This is a genomic window from Sphingobacterium sp. R2, assembly GCF_040760075.1.
In the GTDB taxonomy this organism is placed as follows: Bacteria; Bacteroidota; Bacteroidia; order Sphingobacteriales; family Sphingobacteriaceae; genus Sphingobacterium.
Map to the genome: position 1 here is coordinate 619,682 of NZ_CP142884.1, position 18,850 is coordinate 638,531.

The 18,850-nt window shown below is 41.2% G+C and carries 11 protein-coding genes; all 11 read right to left on the bottom strand.

Annotation, left to right across the window (positions count from 1 at the left end; translation table 11 throughout):
• Positions 1-412: 412 nt before the first annotated feature.
• The 11 genes from VXM68_RS02715 to VXM68_RS02765 all read right to left on the bottom strand — a co-directional run bounded on the left by VXM68_RS02715 (position 413) and on the right by VXM68_RS02765 (position 18,845).
• Complete coding sequence (locus VXM68_RS02715; RefSeq protein ID WP_367210374.1) at positions 413-3,202, bottom strand: glycoside hydrolase family 2 protein; 2,790 nt, start codon at positions 3,200-3,202, stop codon at positions 413-415.
• Between the two features lie 438 nt (positions 3,203-3,640).
• Positions 3,641-4,582, bottom strand: a complete 942-nt coding sequence (locus tag VXM68_RS02720; RefSeq protein WP_367210375.1) for a glycoside hydrolase family 43 protein — start codon at positions 4,580-4,582, stop codon at positions 3,641-3,643.
• A 77-nt stretch (positions 4,583-4,659) separates the two neighbouring features.
• Positions 4,660-6,636, bottom strand: a complete 1,977-nt coding sequence (locus tag VXM68_RS02725; protein ID WP_367210376.1) for an alpha-L-arabinofuranosidase C-terminal domain-containing protein — start codon at positions 6,634-6,636, stop codon at positions 4,660-4,662.
• Positions 6,633-7,187 (bottom strand): hypothetical protein, encoded by a 555-nt coding sequence (locus VXM68_RS02730; RefSeq protein ID WP_367210377.1) that lies wholly within the window; start codon positions 7,185-7,187, stop codon positions 6,633-6,635. The genes VXM68_RS02725 and VXM68_RS02730 overlap by 4 nt, the downstream gene beginning before the upstream one ends.
• Before the next feature lie 136 nt (positions 7,188-7,323).
• On the bottom strand, positions 7,324-8,628 hold the full coding sequence (locus VXM68_RS02735) for a rhamnogalacturonan acetylesterase (protein ID WP_367210378.1): 1,305 nt from the start codon (positions 8,626-8,628) through the stop codon (positions 7,324-7,326).
• A gap of 240 nt (positions 8,629-8,868) precedes the next feature.
• Positions 8,869-10,239: an FGGY-family carbohydrate kinase gene (locus VXM68_RS02740; RefSeq protein ID WP_367210379.1), complete on the bottom strand. Its 1,371-nt coding sequence runs from the start codon at positions 10,237-10,239 to the stop codon at positions 8,869-8,871.
• Between the two features lie 13 nt (positions 10,240-10,252).
• Positions 10,253-11,527 (bottom strand): TIM barrel protein, encoded by a 1,275-nt coding sequence (locus VXM68_RS02745; RefSeq protein ID WP_367210380.1) that lies wholly within the window; start codon positions 11,525-11,527, stop codon positions 10,253-10,255.
• A gap of 84 nt (positions 11,528-11,611) precedes the next feature.
• Entirely contained in the window at positions 11,612-13,720 is a 2,109-nt protein-coding gene (locus VXM68_RS02750; RefSeq protein WP_367210381.1) for a bifunctional aldolase/short-chain dehydrogenase, read from the bottom strand.
• 18 nt (positions 13,721-13,738) lie between these two features.
• Complete coding sequence (rhaT, locus tag VXM68_RS02755; RefSeq protein WP_367210382.1) at positions 13,739-14,815, bottom strand: L-rhamnose/proton symporter RhaT; 1,077 nt, start codon at positions 14,813-14,815, stop codon at positions 13,739-13,741.
• Positions 14,816-15,086: 271 nt separating this feature from the next.
• A complete protein-coding gene (locus VXM68_RS02760; protein WP_367210383.1) occupies positions 15,087-17,411 on the bottom strand; it encodes a DUF5703 domain-containing protein in 2,325 nt (774 codons plus the stop codon).
• Between the two features lie 6 nt (positions 17,412-17,417).
• Positions 17,418-18,845 (bottom strand): sialate O-acetylesterase, encoded by a 1,428-nt coding sequence (locus VXM68_RS02765; protein WP_367210384.1) that lies wholly within the window; start codon positions 18,843-18,845, stop codon positions 17,418-17,420.
• Between the last annotated feature and the right edge of the window lie 5 nt (positions 18,846-18,850).

The following is an 18,850-nucleotide window of genomic DNA, read 5'->3' on the forward strand; positions in this document are numbered from 1 at the left end:
AACTGCAACCACGTTGAGTGCACAGTGAGTCCACGTTGAGTCCACCTTTAAAGGTCGATTCACTATGCTTTCACCTTTTTAACAATCCGCTTGCAGTTAGGAGATGGTATGGATTTGGTAATACCTTATCCTTAAGAAAGTATATCCAAACCACCTTGTACTGTCTTGCTTGGTAAAATTAGAAGATCAATGGCAATCCCGAACTTCCAATTCAGACCGTACAATTGAAGGATGAACATCTTAAAAAAACAACATCAACTGCTATTCAAAATAAATACGCCAATGATTTTTCCTACACGAATAGCGATAAAAGTGAATAAAGTACAACCTTTTTGGGGTCAAGAAACCTAAATAAGCATTATTGAAAAGAATACATACTATTAGGGGTACACCTTTTTTATGCATTATTCTTTTAATCTGTCAACACATTAACCTTCGGCATCACAAATTGTGTATTTTCTTTTTCGCCTTTTGGGGTTCCAAAGTAAAAATAGAGTGTCCGGTTAATCCTTTTATCCATTTGATTAAGCTCACCCGCGGGTCCATTCACGGCAGCATTTCCATTAATTCCCAATGCCAGTTTTATTCCAATAGGAGGAATAGCATCTAAAAAAGAAATATCTCCAGACGGCAATTGCGGATATCCTTTAGGGCCGGAAATTCCGTAAAACTCGAACAGTCGCACAAATAAATCTTCCTGATCTGTTGCGACCAAAAACTTGCCTTGCACGGTATTGAATTGTACCCAGCTAACATCGGAGAAGTAGCCTTTAAATTCAGGAAATGCCCATGGACCAATACCGGCTTTTCCATCATTGTACATTTTTTCCCATGTATTTAGGGTAACACCGTGCATCCTATTCTTCCATACACGATAAGGGCCATTACCGAGCCATTTGGCCCCAATAATATAGTTTTCAGGAAAGTTGAAGCTTACTCCGGCATAAGGCACCGTTTTTTCCATATCGTAAGCATAATCAAGTTTCAACCAGCCGTCTGGCCGCATCGTCCAACGGATAAAACTTAGATTGCCATCAAACATAAACTCAACAACTTCATTTTTTCCATCTTGCCAACGTTTAGCACTTTTCAGCTCCGACTGTCCATCAATAAGCACCGGGCCATTATTAAAAGCTAATTTCATGCTATAATCATTGGCCAGATCAACCAATAATCCTGTTTTTTTGGAGATAAAAGCTGTTATTCCATTTGCCTTAAGGATATAATTCACACTGTCCTCTTTCGCTTCAACATCGGTAGAAGATTTTAAAGGTAGAATTTCAGCTGTAAGAACCAGATTGGATTTGATACGCCATGTCCAAGTATAAATTTCCTCCCCATGTGGGTCAATTGCCATCAATATTAGCGCATCATATTGTTTCCAATTGCTCGGTAAATTCAACTGCACGTTTCCTTTTTGAGTCGGCGCCAATACAGGGCTATTTATCTTTAGATTCAACACCGAGTCCACCCCTGCTTCTTCGGCATAGGGTTGTTTATAAGTAATCAATTTACCCACAAACCTGCAATCTTTTAGGTCGGTAAAGTGATAACGATTTTCCACCGGAATAGTTCCATTGAAGTCGGCAGGTAATTTCTTCATCGTAATATGCACAGGTGAATAGATTTCCCGAATAGCATAGAAACTTCCCTCTTTTTCGCGATGTGGCCCAAGGATTCCATCGGGGGCATTTACGCGGTTGACATCAATCGCATTATTGAAATCTGTACGCACAATACCTTCATCTGCAAAATCCCAAATAAATCCGCCTGCACCTAATTTGGCATTCCAGTGCAACTCCCATATATCCGCTAATCCTGCTGCGGCGCCGCCATCGTCCTGTGCATGGAGAAATTCAGTCGGCATGTAAATGTTTGGCCCTTCCAGAATTTTTTTTGTTGAATAAAAGTCTTCATAATGGTTGCAATCGATTCCATTGATGGCGTTCCCAGGTCTATGATGTGCATGAATTACCGTTCTTGCCGAAAGATCATATTTTTTATACTCATCAACAAGTTCTTTGTTATGCCCGCCTTCATTGCCGTTGCTCCAAAGTATAATGGAAGGGTGGTTAGCATCTCGAATAACCATTTCTCGCACCAACTTTTTACCCACAACGGTACTGTATGCTTTTTGCCAGCCAGCCAATTCATCCAAAACATATAAGCCCAATGAATCGCAATAGGCCAAAAACGATCTATCTGGCGGATAATGCGAACAGCGTACCGCATTCATGTTCATTTCTTTGATCAGTTTAACATCATTCAGATCCAATTCTGCGTTTACAGATCGTCCAGTTTCGGGCCACCATACATGACGATTGACACCTTTCATCTTCACTTTTACACCATTGACATAGATACCATCTCCTTCGCGAACTTCGATCGTTCTAAAACCAAAACGATCTTGAGATTGATATCCTTTATTCTTCCCATACCATAGGGTGTACGTGACCTGATACAAGTTTGGCGTCTCCGCTGTCCACAACAACGGCTTTTCCACTTTCATTTCGATCAATTTTACCGAATCTTTCGCCATAATCGGGAACTTCTGATTTGCGATCACGTTGCCCTTCAGATCTTTGATCTCCACCTGTAGATTTTTGGCTTTAGACAAACTTTCTAAATGCACGTTGCTTCGAAAAGTTCCATCTGCTTTGGCGTCGATAGCTATCCAACTGATATGCTCTTGTGGTGTCGCCTCGAGGTATACAGGTCTATAAATACCGCCTAAAATCCAATAATCTGCAAGGCGCTCCGCATTGTTAACAGATTTGTCAGAAGACATTTTTGATACAGTCGCTTCTAATATATTGGGCTTGTCAAAGCTGATCTTGTCGGTGACATCGTACTTAAACTGATAGAAAGCACCTTGGTGGATATCTCCAGCTAGCTTACCGTTGATCTTAACTTCGGTATCGGTCATCGAACCTTCAAACACAAGGTATATTTTTTTACCTTTCCAGTTTTTTGGAACAGTAAATTGATGCCGGTACAAACCTTTCTCATCGTGAAAAATGAAGTTCTTGCCATAAGTCACATAGTCCCGACCATAGTTATAAGCCCCAAATCCCTGTTGTTCCCAATGACTGGGAACCGCAATCTTATCCCATTTTCCAGCCTTACGTCCCCCAGTTACCCAGAAGTCCCAATTGACCGTATGAACATTGTCCGTTCCTGAGAGATAGTGTATTTGCTTCATCGTTTGTGCTGAGGCACTATGTACTATCATAACGTATAGCAAAGCAAAGAAGACAATTCGAATTTTAAGCATCGGTTTATTCATTTGGGTTAGCAAACTCCTAAAATAAAAAATTCAAGACGCACCAGTGTCCTGAACTTACCTGAATGGTTTCAGATCTAACCCCATACTTTTGGAACAGTACAGCACAGGATGACAAGTTCATTTGGTTTACGTAAACTTGCTGTATTGAATCGGTAGTTTATCAATTTAATTGGCCTGTACGTATGTTATGATGTAGATGAGATGGGATAAATAAAGGGAAAGCCAATAGCAAAGCATGATATTTTTCATCATATATTTAGGATTAATTGGTTATTTTAAAGGTTTTCATTCTCCCCGTTTGAAAACCTTTTTTATTAATATCGCTATAATTAAGATGACAACTGTTATTCTCAACTATCTTTTCAATGCTAATAGATTGGATAAAACGGTTGGATTTACCGTAAAAGCTGTTCCATGACGAACGCCTTTAGGAAAGCTCACCAGATCCGAGACATCTTCCCAGTTGATACCATCTTTACTACGAACAGCACCATATTTATGATCGCGGTATTTATCGAAATATACATATATATACTCCCCTACTTGCAGCGGAGCAGGCCCCTCCGCCCAATAATCGCCTGTGATTGGTTTAGAGACAGTAGTTGGAAATCCTTTGGCTAAATTCTTTGTTGCCGTGATTCGGATGTTTTTCTCCGGCGGATTAGAGTTTTCGTTTTTCAGCACCATCATATATTCCTTATTGGCTTGTTGTATAATGGCCGCGTCGATCACACTAAATTCGGGATCAAAAAATAACTTAGTTTTTGAAAAAGTTTTAAAATCTTTCGTCGTAACGCTATACATCCGGTGGTTTAATCCTTTTTCACTAGCACTAGTCGGTACCTCTTTGTGGCGACCAGGAATTGTCGTGGCCCAAATGATATAATATTCTTTCGTCGCGTTGTCGTAAAAAAGTTCGGGAGCCCATGCATTTTTTGCATCTGGTTCATCTCCCATGACTGGTATTGCTTTTTGTTGGGTCCACTGCTTAAGGTCTTTGGAGGAAGAATATCCGATAATTTTGTCCCACCAACCTGTTGTCCATACCAGATGAAAGGTCCCATCGGGCCCCTGACAAATACTGGGGTCGCGCATCAGTCTATCTTTTCCTACTGTTGGTGTTAAGAAAGGTTTTCCCTGATTCAATGGTTCCCATTTCAAACCATCCAAACTATAAGCTAGATGTAATCCATCAGTGCCATTATCTACAAAATACGAAAAAAGGTATACGGGAGATTGCGCCTTAACCAGGTAAGTTAAAAGAACGAATAGGGTAACTAGAAATTGTTTTTTCATTTTTGCCAAATAGAGATGAATAAAAACTAACATATACTTTTCTGCACAACTAGCGGTTTCATAGGAGTTGAATTGGGCTATTTTGCACGCGATGGAATTCGAATGATGGTTAACGAATAAGGTGGCAATTGCTGGTTTTTAAGCTTTTCCACTGGCACGCTCTTTTGTTCGGGCTTCGCTGTTGTACTCTTCAACTCTCCTGTGAGCTGCGCAACAACAGCAGGCTCAGTTTCTAGGTTGAATTTAGCTAGTTCCAATTCCATGTTGACGGCAACAGGCAAAACATTGACCATTTTTATAATGATTGATTGATCTTTAGGATCCTTAACAATAGAAAATGCCACGCGCTTCTGTACCTCAACGGCAGTATTAGAATAGCTGGCTTCCACAGGAACATATTCCGTTCCATTATTACGACCGAATAATTGCTGTACATAATAGGATGGCGTTAAATTCACATCGGTATTGTTGAAATAAATAAGATCGGGGCGCCATTGTGTATAGCCATCTTTGGCTAACAGCGGTGCATAGGAAGCCATCTTAACGATATCACCATTTCTTTCCAATGCAGTGAGATATGCGGCTTCGGCTAATGCCACTTCCAAGGTACTTGCACGTCCTTCGATATGAGCGGCATATTCGCCCAAATAAACCTGCGCTTTATTCCGATCGTATTTATCGTAGAAATCTTGATTATGAATAAACCATCCGGGTGTCTGGTAATAGTGTTCGTCCATAATAGGTACGCTTAATTTATCGGCAATTTTCCAGCCCTCAACATAGTCGGTTCCCTCAAAAAATGGCCCCGCCGTTCCAATAACCTGTATATCGGGATATTTTTCACGGATAGCATTGTAAATCATCGTAAAACGCTCCTCAAAAACATTCGATATTAAATCTTCGTTACCCACGCCAATATATTTGAGATGAAATGGTTCTGGATGTCCAGCTGCTGCACGTACCTTTCCCCAGGTGCTATTTTTATCCCCATTGGCCCATTCGATCAGATTGAGCACTTCCTGGATATAGTCATCCATATCTTCCATTGGAATACCACATTGTTGCCCGCCCAATGGATGACCGTGAGCGCCTGAATTTTGACAGGGTACCCCAGCCGCCACTACCGGGACAGCATAGGCACCTATATCTTCACAAAATTGAAAATACTCATAATATCCTAAACCAACAGTTTGGTGATATCCCCACATATTGCGTTGTGGCACACGGCTTTCTAAAGGTCCTACAGTATTGGACCAATGGTAGATATTGTCGATACCATCGCCATGTGCTAAACAGCCTCCCGGAAAACGAACAAAACGTGGATTCAAAGCTGCAATAGCCTCGGCTAAATCTTTACGTAATCCATTTTTACGTCCTTTGAAGGTGTTTTGAGGGAATAAGGAAATCAGGTCCAAATCCAATTGTTGTCGATCTGTAAATACAAATTCCAATACGGCATCCTTACAGGTCGCATTGGCTGTCAATACCAATTGATATTTTTTCCAGTTTTTGCTGTCAACAACAAGGGATTTTTCATCAAGGATCTTTCCATCTTGTGTACTTATCCGGATTTTTAGTTGACGCCCTTTACCCGCAGTGCCCCGTCCAAAAAATGAAAGATCATAGCGTTCGTTTTTATGCAGAGCAATCCCATCGTAGCCTATATTTCTTAGTATACCCGCGCCTTGTAACCTCGCATAATGCTTATTATTGGGATGAATGGGATTGATACTGTCGATATGAAATTGTCCCGATCCATCCATACTCCAAGCTGTTTTCTCGTTCCAATTTTTGTCATGCCCTTGTTTATCGCTCAATTTATATTCAAAATCTCTATTTTGAATCAATTCCGCATAGAGACCTCCGTCTGCTGCATAATTAATATCTTCAAAAAATACACCTACCAACATATCGCTGATGGACTTGCTTTGTCCGATCTTTGGGGTTAACTTAACATCCAAGGGTTTTAAGCCTGCAAAGCGTACATCATCGTCAACACTTCGTTCGGACCATTGCTTTTGCTTAAGCAGAGCAAGATCATAGTGTTTAATCAATTCTTAATTACAGACCATGTAACTTTCAGCTTCGTTCCACGTAAACTTTCGCCATTAATGGAAATAATCTCACGGTCCAACAAACTGTTTTTTACAAGCGAAACCATTGATTTATCCAAATCATTTAATTCGACATAATAGTCTTGCCTGCCCCAATTAAAAAAATCAGTTGTAAAAGTATAGGCATATGGCCCATTATTTTCAGGACTTAATTGCCACGCACAAGACCACCCCCCGCCATTTCGAGGAAACAACACCGGATTTATCATCCGTTTTTCTGATCCCCAACGTCCATAATCTGATTTCACAAATGCAAGTTCTGTTCCAATAGCGTTCCATTGTTTTCCGTCCAAACTCCAGGCATATAATAACCCTTCTCTACCAGCATTCTTATGTTTTGCATAAGCAAAGAGATAGGCTGAATCCGGTTCAGAAATCGTGCTGCTATAGGCATATGCGGGTGTACTGAAAATCCAAAACAGACAAAAAAAACAAATTGCTTTTGCAAGAAAAAAAGAGCAGGCTCTTAATGTGAAAATAGCTCGTTCCATTGGTTATAATTAATCAGAAATAATTATAAATGTAAATATTACATTTATAAAAAACAAGCTTCATATTCAAAATAATGAAGAGTCATCGATATGTTATGATCCCATTCAATTCTCGCTAAAGAAGATCAGTACAAAACTAATTGCCATCCGGCTTTAAAACACTATTGATCAAACTTGGAGGCCAATACCAAGTCTTAAAATCATCGGGGTGGTATGGATCAAACCCGTTAAAATCTACCATATTACCGGAAATAACAAGCTTATTTTCTTTAATTCCCATTAATACCATTTTTGCAATCTCATAAGCACCATACGGGTTAAAATGGGTATTATCAGCCAATGCATTTTCCTGATTTGGGAAAGTAGAAGCGGGATAGTGAACAAATGCTTTCTTGGAACCTTCAACGCCCAATGCTTCATAAAATATACTGGTCTTGTTATTAAGGTCGATCAAAGGGACTTGAAGTTCTGCCGCAACTTTACGTGCAGCATCTGGAAAGTCTCCTAAAGTATGAACTAAATTTCCCTGTTGATCAAATAAACGTCGTGCTGTCGAAGTGAGAATAACGGGAATACCACCCTTTGCTCTAAATTCATTGACAAAATAACGCAATCGTTCACTGTAACCTTTATATGCTCCAGCAGCTTCTCCCTTTTGCTTTTGATCATTGTGCCCAAATTCGATAAATAGATAATCTCCATTTTTGGCTACAGATAAAATTTTATCCAATCTTCTTGAGGATAAAAACGAACTTAATGCTAACCCAGATTCGGCATGATTAGCAATAGCAACGCCTGCATCAAAAAAGCGGGGAATCATCTGTCCCCAAGAAGCCCATGGCTCATCTTCTTGATTCACGACCGTAGAATTTCCTGCTAAAAAGACCGTTGTGACATTGCTCATCGCTTCAATGCGAATAGCCGAAATACAATTCGTTTGCTGAAACTCCAAAGTTAACTTATCATCCCAGTCTAACTTTTGCTGCTCCCGGGGCTTCTTCAATTCCACCCTTCCGCCTGATGAAATCTTGGGATCTTTAAGATGTACGATGAACGTTTTCTGTACGCATTTATTTGGCACTACTTCCTGATTTTCTATTTGTAACCGACGCGATTCTGACCGCACCGTGCTCTGGTAGGGTTTATCGCTTAAGCCATCGTAACTAATCGTAATTTTGTAATTCCCTTCAGGAACTTTCACAGAAAAGTAGAATGGTTTATCGCTAAAAAGATGTTTACTCTTTCGATCGATTCTTACATTTTTTTCTGTAAAAAACTCAAAGCCATACCCTTTGGCCTCCGTATACGGGAGGGCTTGCTTCAGCGCAATTACAGCCCGCTGTTTTTTAGTATCACCAAAGCTAAATTCCTTCACAATATGTTCGGCGAACAATACCTGACAGAACAGCACAAAAAAAACAACCGTTGCAACTTTCTTCATCTTTAAATTTTATAATTTGGAATCTCAAATTTAATTTCCCCAGTTCTTCCTGCTCGCCATCTGTTCAGGACTTTACTCCCCGTTTGGAATCCCCTTTTAATATTGTTAAAGTGGCGAGAAACTCTTACTGGTTATTTGTTCATACGCTAGAAAATAAAAAGTAGGCCAGACAACAAAGTGCCTGACCTTTCACGATAACCAATAAAAAAAAACTAGATTCTTATTTGCACAAACTACCTTTTATATATGCGTTTGCTGTTTGGCCCTAAAATAGCGCAACTCGATCATGTCATTTGGCATAGCCTGCGTATTCCAATGCTCATGAATGACCAAGGCAGCTCCTAGTGCCGTAGCCTGTGCCATTGACGCTCCAAAAACCTCACTATTTGGAAAAGCTTGGGCCAATAGCGTCATGTATATTATATTTTTACTAAATCCGCCATCAACGAATATGCGTTGAACACCGTTGTTCTGTAACACCAAAGAGGTTGCTTTGATCTGTGCTTTTACCAAATGCATCATAAAAACATGATAAGCTTCGGTATAATCATTAAAATGGCTCAAATCAATGGATGAAAAAGCCGACAGCTCATCCGATATATCTAACGCTTGATATTTTTCTATAATATTCCATTGCAGCCCAATTTGCTTGAACTTGCCCGTTGAAACCTGAAAGAAATTTGCAATACGTTTGACTTGTTCTTCATGTTCATAACCCGCAAATAGGCGTGATGCTTTAACTGGTTTACCGGTGTAAGTCATATATTGTAAGCAGTCTTCATGCAGCTCTTCTTTAGTCAACGGTTGTTCGTTAAATGGGTTGAATGAAATGCACCAGGTACCCGTTGAAATCAACACAAAAGGTTCATGAAAATTCAACAAGTATGGGATGAGAGCTGAAGAACTATCATGCAGCCCACTACCTACAAGATAACCACTGCCAGGAAATGTTGCCCTGAACAATTGGTCACCCTGCACAATAGGTGCCATTTTTTGAATAATGCCTGTATCAAGCACCCACTGATGGTAATTATTTTGGTTAAAATCCCAAAGTGCGGTATGACAGCCTATACTTGTCATATCAGAATATGCTTGGCCTGAAATCAAATAACTCAGGTATTGCGGAAGATGCAATGCCCATTTCACCTCCTTATATATTGCCGGCTTTAATTTAAATATACGATAGATCTGCAATCCAGAATTTAGACTTCCCAAACTCGGAGACGAGGTTTCCAACGCTAAGGTATCTTTTCCGCCATACTGTGCATAAAAAGAATCCAACAATTTCTTTGGATATTCTTTCAAATAGTTATATAGTGGCGTTAAAGGCCGACCATCTTTATCAATATAGACGAAACTTGCGCCATAGGACGTAAAATTAATCGCTTTAATTTCAAACTCGCCTTTTCGAAATACCTCGTGCAAGGAATCGAAAACGGACAAACGTAAACTCTCCAGGTTTTCGCAACTATCACCATCTTCATCAGTAGTTTCTAAAAAACGGGCAGACCTTTCGAAAACAATCTGATACTGCTCATTAAAGAGAAATAACTTTTTGTTGGTCTTTCCAACGTCGAATATGGCGACTACTGGTATTGGTTTTCCCCTCATTCCTTTTCCCTCGTTACAAACCGGTAGCGACGGAGTTCTTTCCGCGTTCTTCGATAAGTTTGGCCCGTAAATTTTCTTCATTAAATAATTGAACGGGATTCAGCGCCGCTCCACTTCTACGTCTTGCTTCTGCAACAAGCGGTCTGACATCGGTACGGAATGCATCCTGCAGGATTTCCTGTGCCTTCACGATATCGTTTGCTTGCTGCGCCTGTTTCAATGCCTTTCGATCGACCAACAATGCTTGAGCATAAGCAATCTTAATGGCCTCCACTGACTGTAAAAGGTCTACCAGTGGATCTTTCAGATTATGCGAGGCATCAATCATCCAGCCCAATCCGCTGGCATGATCAATACCTTTCACATCCATACCATCGATCAGTTCATTAAAGATCAAGAACAGTTGATATGGCTTGATACTACCTGCTGTCAGGTCATCATCTGCATACTTACTATCATTAAAATGGAATCCACCTAATTTGCCTTCCATCAACAATAAAGAGACAATTTGTTCAATGTTTGCATTTGGCAGATGGTGTCCCAAATCAACCAGTGTATATGCTTTGGGACCTAACTTATTGGCCAACAGCAGAGATTGCCCCCAATCGCCAATCGTCATGGAGTAGAAATGGGGTTCAAATGCTTTGTACTCAACAAAAAGTTTCCAGTCTTCGGGTAGATGTTTATATATTTCTTGTAGGCTTGATAAGGTATTTTGAAAAGCCTCTCTAAAATTCAATTGTCCTGGGAAAGATGATCCGTCAGCCAACCAAACTGTTAAGGCTTTAGAACCGACCGCTTTACCATAATTGATAACTTCGATGTTATGATCTACTGCTTGCTGACGAACGCTTGGATCGACATGATGTAATGAACCAAATTTATAACTATGCTCCTGACCTGATTGATCTTGAAATGTATTGGAATTCACCGCGTCAAATGCAATGCCGAGTTTAGATGCCAATGATTTGATTTTTTCTGCATCCGAAGGGATATCCCAAGGTATATGTAAGGAAATAGCACCGCTTGATTTGTTGAGCGCGTGTAATAAGCCTACATCCTCTAACTTTTGTTCCAACGTTCCGGGCTCACCCGCTCCGGAAAACCGTCCAAATCGAGTACCACCTGTTCCTAATGCCCAGCTTGGGATGGCAATTTGAAATTTCTGGAGTTTGTCCAAGATTTCCGCTGTGTCTGAAATATTTGCCGATACGTAGTCAAAAGCTCGTGTATGTTTCTCCGCTAATTGGTTATTGTGCTGATCTATAATTTGTTTATCAAGAATCATAATATTATTGGTTATCGTCTAAAAATTCTTTAGGTGTCGCCTTAATTTTTCCCTTTCTAAACACGACACCTAAAGATATAAAAATTAGCGTACAAACGCCATTGCAACGCCTCCGTCAACGTTTAACACATTTCCAGTAGACTTGCTCAACAGTCCGCCCACAAAGGCGAAACAAGCGTTCGCAATATCCTCCGGAAGAATGATCTGATTCAATAAAGTTCGCTTTGCATAATAGGCTGGCAATTCGGCTACCGTGATACCATAAGCCTTAGCACGACCTTCGGCCCATCCGCCGGCCCAGATATTACTGTCTGAAATAACGGCGTCCGGGTTAACCACGTTCACGCGTACGCCTGCCGGACCTAATTCTGCTGCACATAAACGGCTTAAATGCAATTGTGCCGCTTTTGCACTTCCGTATCCTGTATTGTTTGGACCACTGACCAAGGCATTTTTACTGACGATATTGATGATATCACCGCCGATTGCTTGGCCTTTTAATAATGAAGTCACTCCTTGAGTAACAAGGAATTGACCTTTTACCAGTACATTATATAACAAGTCCCAATCGTTCTCCGTATGATCTTCGATTGTTTTCGAAATCGATAATCCGGCGTTGTTGACCACAATATCAATACCACCAAATGCTAGCGTAGCATCTTTCAAAGCATCTTTGATCGAATTCGCATTGGTTACGTCGAGGCTCGTAGCGATGACTGCATCTTTTCCAAACTCGGCTACAAACTCGGCTTTGCTTGACTCCAAACGTTCTGTGTTGATATCATTTAACACGATAACAGCCCCCTCTTGTGCCATCTTTTTTGCAATCGCTTTACCGATACCACCCCCACTTCCAGTGACCAAAGCAATTTTCCCTGACAGAGCTTTTGGCTTTGGCATACGCTGAAGCTTGGCTTCTTCCAATAACCAATATTCAATATCGAATGCTTCCTGACGGGGCAAAGCGGTGTACTCACTCACTGCTTCTGCTCCTTTCATAACATTGATTGCATTGGTATAGAACTCTGCTGCTACGCGTGCTGTCTGTTTGTCTTTCGCAAATGCGAACATTCCTACTCCAGGGTAGAGAACAATTACCGGATTTTTATCCCGCACTGCCGGGCTATTTTCATGTTTGCAGCTTTCATAATATTGCGCGTACATCTCACGGTATTCGTCAAATAAGGGCGTTAAATTTGCTTTTAACTCCTCCACGTTGTCTAAATCTTGTGATTTATCCAAATTCAATACCAATGGCTGAATTTTCGTTCTTAAAAAGTGATCCGGACAGCTGGTACCAAGCGGAGCCAAACGTTCTAAATCATTTGAATTGATAAATTCCAATACGCGCTCATCATCTGTAAAATGCCCGATCATGTGGCGCTCACTGGAACAAAAACCTCTTAAAACAGGAGCGAGCTTGGCTGCTTGTGCATTTCTTTCTTCCTTGTTGAGACTAGTTACTTGCTGCCCCCCGAATACAGGCGCTTTTTTACCATAGTTTTGCTCAAGATATTCCGCACAAGCTTCGATGACGTCCAAGGAATTGATATAACAGTCATAAGCCGTATCTCCCCAAGTAAATAAGCCATGTGAGCCCAACATAATACCGCGGATACCTGGGTTTTCTTCTAAACATGCACGCAACTGCAAACCTAAGTCAAACCCTGGGCGTTGCCACTCCACCCATCCTATCGTTCCATTAAACAATTCTTGGGTTATTTTCTTTCCATCTTTCGCCGCTGCAATCGCAATTGCAGCGTCTGGATGGAGGTGATCTATATGTTTAAACGGCAGAAACCCATGTAAAGGTGTATCGATAGAAGGTGCTTTTGATGCTAAATCGTAGATACAATGGTTAAATAACTCAACCATTTCATCTTCATGTTCAAGACCACGATAGACATTTTCCAAATTGCGAAGACGTTGTAAATAAAGCGCTGCAAGACCTGACTTTTTCAACGTTCCGATATCTCCACCAGACCCTTTAATCCACATCACCTCTACTTCTTCTCCCGTCAAGGGATCTTTTTCCACTACTTTACAAGATGTATTCCCGCCACCATAATTTGTGATTCTTAAATCTGCACCTAGAATATTTGAACGATATAATAACAAAGCTACTTCATCACCCCTTAGTGCCTGAGCTTTCTCATCGTCCCATAAATAATTGACATGTTTGTACGTTTTCACTGCTTCTATATTTAAATATTAATTTTCTAATGTCTTCGCAAACCCTACAATGCAAATAGAGATGATAATGGTTAGAATTCCTCCTATGATTGAACGATACGTCGAACGATCGACACCTTTCCATTCCTTGAGCACTACGCCCCATGCATTGGAAATAAGAATGATAAAGGCCATGTGTAGGATCCAAGAGCTAGCGCCGTTTCCAAGACGGCTTTCTCCCATACCGTAAAAGAAAAACTGTAAATACCAGGTGGTTCCTGCTAAAGCACATAAAAGGAAATTCTTTCCTATCGGTGCTTTTGATTTCGTATAGTCCGAAAACGTTTTGTTTTTAATCAACAAATAAAGGCACCATAGGAAGTTTGTTGTAAACCCGCCCCAAAGTATCACAATGTAGGTGACATTATTCTGGTAAAGAAATTCGCCTTGGTTTGGATTAACAGACTTCCATAATGTATTTGCCACATCGGCCATAGGTTTTCCGGCTTCAATACCGAAATTGAAACAAGCACTTAGTATCCCTGAAACAATAGCTACTACAATTCCTAAACCAAAATTATAATCGGATTTGCTCGCTGTGGATAGGGAGGTTATATGTTTCTCTTTAGAAACACCTGCCTTACCACATAGATATACACCAAGCACACAGACTAAAAGACCAAGGAGAATACAAATACCGGATTGGGTTGTAAAAAAATAATCTATGCCATGCTTGCCTTCTGCTTTATTAAAAAAATAATAAATGCTGGGCATTAAAGAACCAAACACCATACTCAGGCCCAAAATAATACTGCTACCCAAAGATACTCCAAGATAGCGTACACCAAGACCATAAGTTAAACCGCCGATGCCCCAAAGCAAACCAAACAAAAATGTGTAACCTAATATCGTGTTATTCGCACTTTTAATAATCTCAATAAAATTGGGTATCGTCAACATTGCCGCTATGGGCGGAACAATAATCCACGAAAAAAGTCCGCCTAGAATCCACATGGATTCCCAGGACCATCCTTTTACTTTCTTGTACGGCACATAAAAACTTCCAGAAGCGAATCCGCCTATGAAATGAAATATAACTCCGAAAACTGCATTCATATAAACGTTATTTAGGTTCTTAGCAACTAAGATAATTCTTTGGTTTTTCAGAACTGTTATGCACTGTTATGAACGACCCGATTTTGTATAAAAAAAAACAAAAGGGGCTATCCGATCTTCTTGGATAGCCCCTTTATTAATATTTTAGACATCGCGTGTATTGACCTAGGAGTCAAGGAATCAAACGTCTATTTTCTTATTTTTCAGCGCTCGATTTAATGGTTACAATGGGTTAATACGCGATGTTGTTTCGCTAACAATTTCGAAGCGGCTATTGCAATAGGTTGACAATTGCCGCTTCTCTTTCTTTTGGAAAAACTTTTAGCTCCAATAATTTACCGTCCTTTAATCTTCCTTCAACGGTAGTCTGCCCCGGCGCATGTAGTTTAAAATCCACATTCCAATCTTTGGGCCAAGCTGGAAAAAGATAAATTTTATCATCTGTTACCTGCAAAAGCATTTCCTGCAAGCCGATCATGCCCGAACCACCCCAGTTATGATCCGGAACCCAATCAAACCCTGGCCCCCAAAAGGTGGGGAATCGCCGTTCGGCATTTTTTAGTTTCGAGAGGGTCAGTTGCTTCGCTTCGTCGGTCAACCCAAGGCGTGCAGCAAAGATATTATGCTGCTTCCAGCCAACATGGCTTTTGAATTTAAGCACATCGGGATCATAGGTGTACGTATTGAGGGCAATATCGATATCTGCTTTACCGATACCATAAATTCCCCAAGGATATACAGGATATAGCTGCGGGGATTCGGTATTGTTGATCCGGGCCCATAGCTGCGCTGGAGCCAGCATTTTTTTGCCCCCGAGTTCACGCTGTGGCAAAGGGGGGATTCTAGTCAAAAACCCCTGAAAATAAGCTCGTGAATCAGCATGAATATACCCCTTGGGCAATGCCAGCAATCCTTTGGTTACCTGCTGTAAAGCAGCAATTGTACTTGCCGAATTATAGGCCATTTTATAGGTTTCCGCAGAAGAACCCGGATACAAGACAAGATGACCTGCATCGTCCAATACCTTGCTACCCCTTTGCCGAGCCCGGTATTGATAATGTTCGTCAAAAAAGCGTAGGCAGCTCTCGATTAGTGGTATATAAGCCCGAATATCGGATTTATTGTAACGTTCGGTTTCCAGCATCATCATGCAGAACTCCAGTACGGTATCCCACTCATATTCCAACCAAGCATTATATTCTAGGCCCTTATCGAAATCTTTTGGCCGTTTCCAATTGTATTCTGCTGGATTGGGTAAACCAAAATTTTCAATCTGCTCCGTAAAGCTTGCACCAGAATGTCCCCAATAAAATTTGGATCGCCATTCGGCGTTACTCAAAAGACGTTGGTAAAACTTAAATTGTGCCGGCATTAAATCAAAATCACCGCTCTTCAATAATGGCCAGTAGACCAAGCGCTGATTCTGTGCGGTATGGGTACCGCCTCCCCAGTTGCGGAAATCTGGTGTGAACGTAAACGTACTATCAATTGTGACAGGATCATAGGTGAATAAACCCCCGTTAAATTTTGTCGGATAATCCCCATAGGCATTACAAGCTAACATAAACCGAAACAACTGATAGTTTCGGCCAGCTTGCCACGCTTCATTATTGAGATCTTTTGAACCGGGATGAATAATAATATGACTTCTACCCCAAAAGGCTTTCCACCAGGATTCCGTCGCTCGTTTGAGGGATACAAAGGTAGGTTTGGGCGTAGCCAGATCCTCCAGTACTGCTTTCCAATGTTGCAGGTCTGCGTGTTGCCCTACATGCAAGGTCACTTGAAGCGCATGATTGGTCTTTGCCGCTTTACTTTTAAGTATCCAGGATTGGTAGGGTGTATTCATATAGGTCCCTGCACGCTGGCCAACGTATTCAAAATTCTCACCTTTTAAAAGACCTCCTGAAATCCGGCTTTTTAATGGATTGTATAACGAATCTTTAATAGTCGACAGACCTTGCTGGTCCACGACGATATCGAATGCTGTACTATCTTGATTTTGATGATAAAAAACAATTTTATTAGCCTCAACGCAAATTTGGTCTTTATGTGTGACAACGGGCTTTGGCGGTGCCCACTTCCAAGAATTCGCATTATTTTCCTTCTTCTTAGGAAACAGATCCTGAAAACGCCAGCTCTCGTAAGCTGCTTCCACCTTGATCTTCTGATTGGCACTTACTTCGAGATGTACATTGGGATTAAACACATCTACCCAAACCAGTACTTCGGCCTTGACGCCTCTGCTTTCGCCCTTCAAGACAATATGACCTTTATCCAACTGCAATTCCTGCTGGAATTTTCCTTCTGCAAAGGGGTTGGGATATAGATGGAGGCGGATGCGACCGAGCTTCAACAAAGTATTATTCTCGTCAAATGCACCTGTTTTCCCCAAGTACAAAAGTAATTCGCCATGCTCCACCCAAACGTTCAATCCAATATCTCCACCACCTACAGGCATGGATTCAGATGAATTCTTGCTTTGCCTGGACCAAGTTACATTGTAGTCCTTCCAGTTGAACTCTTGCGCCCAGGCTGGATTTAAGAAGGTTGCTACTAGGAATATAATGCCTATAATACGTTTTTCAATCATCATTTCTATTTACCAATCATCTGTACGGAAAGAGCTTAAGGGCAAGCCATTGGCTCCAAACACCTCTCCGACGACGAAATCTTTAAATGCATAACGAACAGCCACCGGCTCCTCAACTTTGAGCGACGCGACAATAATGGTCTTTCCTTTCAAAACAGCCTCTGCAGGATAAAAAACCTGATCTTTACCCGCAATTTCAAAAGTCTTTATTTCTTTACCATATGCTGTTAGCCCCAATGGTGCATCCTTAAAAGAAAGTATCGCTGTACTGCCTTTAATTTCCAACGTTTCATATAGGGGGCTTTTGAGATTTAACGTCTCAAAACCATAGCTATCGTGCAGTGCTAGGTAGGCCAATCGTTCGCCACTTTGCTGTTTATGTGATGGGTGGATGCAATTCTGTTCGCCCAAATCCAAGGTGACGGCCATTGCAGAATACGGAATTTTATCCAGCGATTTACGCTGTGCATCACGCAGATAAGCCGAATTATATTTACCTCCCAAATGATAAGGCGGTAGTGAAGCGTAATCAAATGGTGCAATTTGTGTAAAATAAAAAGGAAGTTCATGATTTCCCCACAAGGACCGGAATTTTTCGACCATTCTCGGAAAGAGGACCTCATACTGATCCGGGCGTTCGTAGTTGGACTCACCTTGGTACCAAATGATACCTCGAATGCCATAACCGGCAATGGGATGAATCATACCATTGTATAACATGGTCGGTACGCGATTTTTATCTTTCAAGCCTTCCTCTTGTTTTGGGATTTTTATATCTTTCTGATCCGCCAGCCAAGATGCCTCCATCCAGGCTTCGATATTTGAACCGCCATAGCTGCTATGAATCAAACCGACAGGCACCCCTAAAGTTTTGCGCAGTTGTCGGCCGAAATAGTAGGCCGTTGCACTAAAACCGACCACAGACTGCGGTTCGACTTTTTTCCAAACACTTGGCTTGCTATCGGATGCAGGCTGTAACAAGGGATTGCGGGGTACGGTATAGATACGCAATTGATCGTCCCTTGAATTCATCATCGCTTCTGTACTGCCGAGGATGGGTTGCCCAGGATAGCCTTTCAAAGGCATTTCCATATTCGACTGGCCCGAACACAGCCAAACTTCACCGATTAAAATATCGTGCAGTTCAATCACATTTTTTTCTGAGACCTTGATCTGATAAGTTCCACCTGCTGCTGGTGTATGCACTACAATTTTCCATTGGCCAAGCTTGTCCACCTTCGCATGATATTTTTGCCCATTCCAGGAGGTCTGTAAGGTTACTGTTGTCTGGGGGTCCGCCCAGCCCCATACTGGGACTTTACTTTGTTGCTGCAGCACCATCCCATCGGTAAAGAGAGCCGATAAACGTACTTTCGCCTGGCTACTCAATTGGGCCAACAGTAACGCGATCGCAAAAAAACAAGTTTTCATTGTCATAAATT